Consider the following 6,000-nt stretch of genomic DNA (forward strand, 5'->3'; position numbering starts at 1 on the left):
GCGTCGCCAGCGCTGCCCGCCATTCAAGCGGCGACGGCTTCGCGAACTTGTTTGGTCGCTGCATCCAGAAAGGCCTGGGCGAGGTCGGGGTTGTTGACGACGCGCGATAGCACCATCGCGCCGACCATCATCGAGAGAACGGCCATGGCCTTGCCATTGAGCTCTTCGCCGTCGGTTTCGCCAATCAAACGGCCGAGGATTTCGAGATACTCCTTGATCCCGGCTTCGAACGATGCCTTCACATCGTCGCCCTGTCTGGCGGCGTCCGAGCCGAGCGCTGCGATCGGACAGCCGTCCATCCTTTCTCCGCGATGGTCCATACTGAGGTAGAACGCGATCACCGCGCCAAGTGGATCCTCGGGCTGTGCCGCGGTCGCAGCCGACCATCGGTGGGTGGCGCTCTCCATTGCCCGCCTGGACGCTTGCGCCGCGAGATCCTCCTTTGATGCGAATTGCTTGTAGAAAGCGCCTTGGGTCAGCCCGGCGCCCTTCATGAGATCCTTAAGGCCGATGCCGTCAAAGCCACGCTCCCGAAAAAGGCGGCTTGCCACATTGATTACGGTTTCGCGGTTTTCTGCGGCCTGCTTGCGACTCACGCGCATCGTCCATCCTCTTTTTAGATTGCATTCGTAATCTATAACCTATATAGAGTGCGAACGCAATCTATTTTGGCATGAGGCAATGAGCGTGAAAAAGAGACCCGCAATTGTGCTGGGGGGCATCCTGATCGCGATGTCAGGGGCGGCGGCATTCGCCACACTTGCCATTCCCACGCAGGAAGCCTCTGCCGTGAACGACCAGAGGCAGGAACCGCCGATCGTCAGATTAGCGAAGGCAGCGCCGGTGGCCGGGTCCGAACGCGGCTTCACGGGCACCATAGGGGCGAGGGTGGAGGGTAATCTCGGTTTTCGCGTCCCGGGCAAGATCGTGGAACGGCTCGTGGATGTCGGCCAGGAGGTCAAAGCCGGCCAGCCGCTGATGCGGATCGACGACACCGACCTTCGCCTCGCTCTCACGGCGAAGCGCAACGCAGTTGCCGCAGCGCGTGCAGTAGTCGCTCAGATGGAGCCGGATGAGCGGCGATACGCCAGTTTGCTCAAAGATGGATGGGTTCCCCGACAGCGCTACGAGCAGGCCAAGGCTGCGTTGGATACAGCCGAGGCGCAACTCGCCGCCGCCGAAGCCGAAGCACGGGTTGCCGAGAATGAGGTGACCTACGCGGTCCTGTTGGCGGACGCGGATGGAACGGTGGTTGAAACGCTTGGCGAGCCGGGGCAGGTTGTCTCCGCTGGCCAGACGGTGGTCCGGATCGCCCAGGCCGGCCCCCGCGAAGCGGTGGTCGCGCTGCCCGAAACGATCCGGCCGGCGATCGGCTCGGTGGCCGAGGCCAGCGTGTATGGGCGCGATGGGCGTCTTTACACAGCACATCTGCGGCAATTGTCGAACTCCGCCGATGCCCAGACCCGTACCTATGAGGCCCGTTATGTGCTCGACGGAGAGGCCGCTGCAGCACCGCTTGGCGCGACGGTAACCATTCGGCTCGCAAGCCAGGCACGCCAGCCGCAAGTCCAGGTGCCGCTGGGAGCCGTGCTCGATGACGGCGAGAAGACCGGCGTTTGGGTCCTGGACAGCGCCACCTCCACTGTACAGTTTCAGCCCGTCCAGCTTGTTCGGGTGACCAGCGAAACCGCCGTGGTCTCCGGACTGAACTCAAACGACCCGATCGTTTCGCTCGGCGCCCATCTTCTACAGGAGGGCGCTCGCGTCAGGATTGCGTCTGAAAGCAGGGGTAAGTGATGAACCTCAATCTTTCCGCGATCGCCGTTCGCGAACGCGCCGTCACCCTGTTCTTCATCCTCCTGCTGGTCGCCGCCGGCGCCTATGCGTTCCTCATGCTCGGAAGGGCGGAGGACCCCAACTTCACCATCAAGACCCTGACGGTCACCACGGCCTGGCCGGGCGCGACGGCGCGCGAGATGCAGGACCTCGTCGCCGAACCGTTGGAGAAGCGGCTTCAGGAGCTGACCTGGTACGACCGGGTGGAGACAACCACACGGCCAGGTTATGCGTATATGACGGTCACGCTCAAGGACAGCACACCGCCATCTGTCGTCCAGGAGGAATTCTACCAGGCCCGCAAGAAGCTCGGGGATGAAGCCCGCAATCTGCCGTCCGGTGTCTATGGCCCGTTCGTCAACGACGAATATTCAGACGTGAGCTTCGCCCTCTATGCGCTGCAGGCCAAAGGCATGCCGATGCGTGAACTGGCGAGGCAAGCCGAGGTGATCCGCCAGAACCTCCTGCATGTACCCGGCGTCAAAAAGATCAACATTCTAGGTGAACGTCCCGAACAGATATTCGTCGAGTTTTCCTATGCCAAGCTGACTACCCTCGGCGTGTCGGCACAGGACATCGTTGCCGCCTTGCAGCGGCAGAACACCGTTACGCCGGCGGGCTCGATCGACACCCAGGGGCCGCGGGTCTTCATCCGGATCGACGGCGCTTATGACGGTGTACAGGCGATCGCCGACACGCCGATTGTCACTGCCGGGCGGACGTTGAAGCTCTCCGATATCGCCGATGTCCGCCGCGGCTATGAGGATCCTCCCACCTACCTCATCCGACGCCAGGGCGAGCCCACCATCATGCTCGCGGCGGTTATGCAAGAGGGCTGGGACGGTCTCGCGCTCGGCAAGGCGCTGGAGGACAGGACTGCGGCCATCGCACAGACACTGCCGCTCGGGATGACGCTCGACAAGGTGAGCGACCAGGCCGTCAACATCACCTCGGCGGTCGACGAATTCATGATGAAGTTCGCGATGGCACTTGGCGTTGTCCTGCTGATCGCCCTGATTAGCATGGGTTGGCGTGTCGGCATCGTCGTGGCGGCCGCCGTCCCTCTGACGCTCGCCGTTGTGTTCCTCATCATGCTGGAAACCGGTCGGTTCTTCGACCGCATCACGCTGGGCGCCCTCATCCTGGCGCTCGGTCTTCTCGTGGACGACGCCATCATCGCCATCGAGGTGATGGTTGTGAAGATGGAAGAGGGCATGGACCGTATCAAGGCGGCCGCCTATGCGTGGAGCCATACGGCCGCACCGATGCTGTCGGGAACGATCGTGACGGTCGCCGGGTTCCTGCCGGTGGGCTTCGCCCGCTCGACGGCCGGCGAATACGCCGGCAACATCTTCTGGGTCGTGGGGTTCGCCCTCATCGCCTCCTGGATTGTCGCGGTGATCTTCACGCCCTATCTTGGCGTGAAGATGCTGCCCGAGATCAAACCGGTCGAAGGCGGTCACCACGCGATTTACGGCACACCGAACTATCGGCGCCTGCGGCGACTCATCACCTTTGCCGTGCGCCACAAATTCGTGACCTGCGGTATCGTCGGCATCGCCTTCGCGCTGTCAGTTGTCGGCATGGGTTCTCTCAAACAGCAGTTCTTCCCGACATCCGACCGCCCCGAAGTGCTGGTGGAGATTCGCCTGCCGGAAGGGACCAGCATTGAGACGACGACCGCCACGGTCGAGAAGCTCGAAGATTGGCTGGACGATCAGCCCGAGGCCGAGATTGTCACGAGCTATGTCGGTCAGGGCGCTCCGCGCTTCTTCTTCGCAATGGCGCCGGAACTGCCTGACCCCGCCTTTGCCAAGATCGTCGTGCTGACACCGGACGCGGAGGCGCGCGATGCCTTGAAGGACCGGCTCCGGGAGGCGGTGTCCCAGGGGCTTGCGCCCGAGGCCTATGTCCGCGTCACGCAGCTCGTGTTCGGCCCCTACACGCCATTTCCAGTCGAGTTTCGGGTCATGGGGCCTGATCCCGTGCAACTCTACAGTATTTCCGACGACGCCCTCGACATCATGCGAAGCGTCCCGGATGTGCGGCAGGCCAACCGCGATTGGGGCAGCCGCACGCCCGTGCTCCGCTTCATCCCGGATCAGGATCGACTGAGCCTTATCGGACTCTCGCCGGCTGAAGTGGCCCAGCAACTGCAGTTCCTGCTCACCGGCATCCCCGTTACCCAGGTTCGCGAGGATATCCGCAATGTCCCCGTCGTGGCACGCAGCGCAGGCGGCGAGCGGTTGGATCCGACACGTTTGGCGGATTTCTCGCTCATGAGCCGGGATGGCCGCTCGATTCCGCTCGACCAGATCGGCCATTCGGAGATCCGTATGGAAGAGCCGATCCTGAAGCGTCGAGATCGCCTGCCCGTCATCACGATCCGCTCCGACATCAACGAAGCGACTCAGCCCCCAGAGGTTTCCAAGGAGATCATGAAGGCCCTTCAGCCGCTGATCGCATCTCTTCCGGCCGGTTATCGCATCGAACTGGGCGGATCAATCGAGGAGGCTGAAAAGGCCAACACCGCGCTGGCCAAAGTCTTCCCGGTCATGATAGCTGCCATGCTGATCGTCATCATGCTGCAGGTGCGATCCTTCTCGACGATGTCCATGGTCATGCTGACGGCACCGCTCGGCCTTGTGGGCGTCGTGCCGATGCTGCTCGCCTTCAACCAGCCCTTCGGATTCAACGCCATTCTGGGTATGATAGGACTGGCCGGCATCCTGATGCGCAATACGCTGATCCTGACCGAACAGATCAAGGAGAACCAAGCAGCCGGCCTGGACGATTATCACGCCGTCATCGAGGCCACGGTGCAACGCACGAGGCCCGTGATCCTGACCGCACTTGCTGCGGTGCTGGCCTTCGTCCCTCTCACGAGTTCCGTCTTCTGGGGATCGATGGCCTATACGCTGATCGGCGGCACGGCGGTCGGCACGGTGCTGATCCTGCTGTTCCTTCCCGCGCTCTATGCCACGTGGTTCCGGATCACGCCGGCTGCGGATGAGATCCATGAGGCTTGGACGGAGGAACGGGAACTGCAAGTAGCAATGGCTGCCGAGTAGCGGCCTGTTGTCGGAGGAGACGGGTCAAGTTCCCGCCCGCTGGCTTTGCCTGAACATGCACAGGGCCGCACGATCTTGCCACTTGCAGATGATCGTTGAAGGCGAGCCCGGCAGATCCAATTCATCCGTTCTGGAGACACCATGTATCAACCAATCGGAACGCGAACTGATCCCGACGAGGTGCGCATGCGCATCCTGGAGGTGGCGGAGGAGCACTTTCGCCGCATCGGCTACCATAAGACCTCGATGGTCGACATCGCCTCCGAACTCGGCATGAGCCGGGCGAACGTCTACCGATTCTTTCCCTCCAGAGATGCGATCAACGAGGCCATCTGCGAGAAAGTGATAAACGAGGTCGCTGACATCGCCTTTGCGATCGCATGCACGAACGCGCCGGCTTCGGAGAAACTCGACCGGCTCCTGACCGCCGTTCACCAGCACAACAAGACGAAACTGCTCAAGGAAAAGCGGCTGCACGACATGATCGTCGCTGCCATGCGGGAGAACCGGACGATCATCAAGGCGCATCTCGATCGCATGGTGACGATCTTCGAGGCGATCATCCGTGAGGGCGTCGAGGCGGGTGAGTTTGAGGCCGAAGATCCCGCCGAGGCGGCGCGGGCGGTCAAGATCGCGTTTATGCCGTTCTTCCATCCGATTCTGATCGAGCACTGCGTTCAATGCGCATTCCGACGAAACCGGCCAGTGATTCCGAACAATCGCCGGCCACCCTTTCCAATTTCATTCCGGCCGGAATTCCAATTTGAAACCGGCCACCTTTTTGGATCACCTGGGTCGTTGTTGAGGTTTGGTTCGAGTTTCGTTTCTGGTCAAGCCTGAGCTGTTTCTGGGTTTTCGGGCGCGCGCCGTTTTCGCATGCTGTCGCCGGTCAGTTCGATGCGGTAGGCGTTATGCACGAGGCGGTCGAGAATGGCGTCGGCGATGGTGGGATTTCCGATGATCTCATACCAATGGTCGACGGGCACCTGGCTGGTGACGATGGTCGAGAGAGGTGGACCCGTCTGATGAGACAGTTTGGCGGCTTGGCTAAGGTGGATCGGGTTCGTTTTACGCCGCCAGTCGCTCCGTCGTT

At 61.8% G+C, this 6,000-nt stretch carries 5 protein-coding genes; 3 read left to right on the forward strand and 2 right to left on the reverse strand.

From position 1 onward, the window contains the following. Positions 1–23: 23 nt before the first annotated feature. Complete coding sequence (locus GM909_RS24085) at positions 24–602, reverse strand: TetR/AcrR family transcriptional regulator (protein ID WP_157019999.1); 579 nt, start codon at positions 600–602, stop codon at positions 24–26. Positions 603–687: 85 nt separating this feature from the next. Between GM909_RS24085 and GM909_RS24090 the strand changes: the two genes are divergently transcribed. The 3 genes from GM909_RS24090 (at position 688) to GM909_RS24100 (ending at position 5,747) form a co-directional block, all read left to right on the forward strand. Then, entirely contained in the window at positions 688–1,797 is a 1,110-nt protein-coding gene (locus GM909_RS24090) for an efflux RND transporter periplasmic adaptor subunit (RefSeq protein ID WP_235912056.1), read from the forward strand. Further along, the gene (locus GM909_RS24095; protein WP_157020003.1) at positions 1,797–4,907 is read left to right on the forward strand and encodes an efflux RND transporter permease subunit; all 3,111 of its coding nucleotides are present in this window, start codon (positions 1,797–1,799) and stop codon (positions 4,905–4,907) included. The genes GM909_RS24090 and GM909_RS24095 overlap by 1 nt, the downstream gene beginning before the upstream one ends. A gap of 186 nt (positions 4,908–5,093) precedes the next feature. After that, the gene (locus GM909_RS24100) at positions 5,094–5,747 is read left to right on the forward strand and encodes a TetR/AcrR family transcriptional regulator (RefSeq protein WP_235912054.1); all 654 of its coding nucleotides are present in this window, start codon (positions 5,094–5,096) and stop codon (positions 5,745–5,747) included. Here the strand turns inward: GM909_RS24100 and GM909_RS24105 are convergent. Next, on the reverse strand, positions 5,738–6,000 hold a 263-nt coding region (locus GM909_RS24105; RefSeq protein ID WP_235912055.1), incomplete at its 5' end, for an ATP-binding protein. The genes GM909_RS24100 and GM909_RS24105 overlap by 10 nt on opposite strands.

The organism is Mesorhizobium xinjiangense (genome assembly GCF_009749525.1).
GTDB lineage: Bacteria > Pseudomonadota > Alphaproteobacteria > Rhizobiales > Rhizobiaceae > Mangrovimarina > Mangrovimarina xinjiangensis.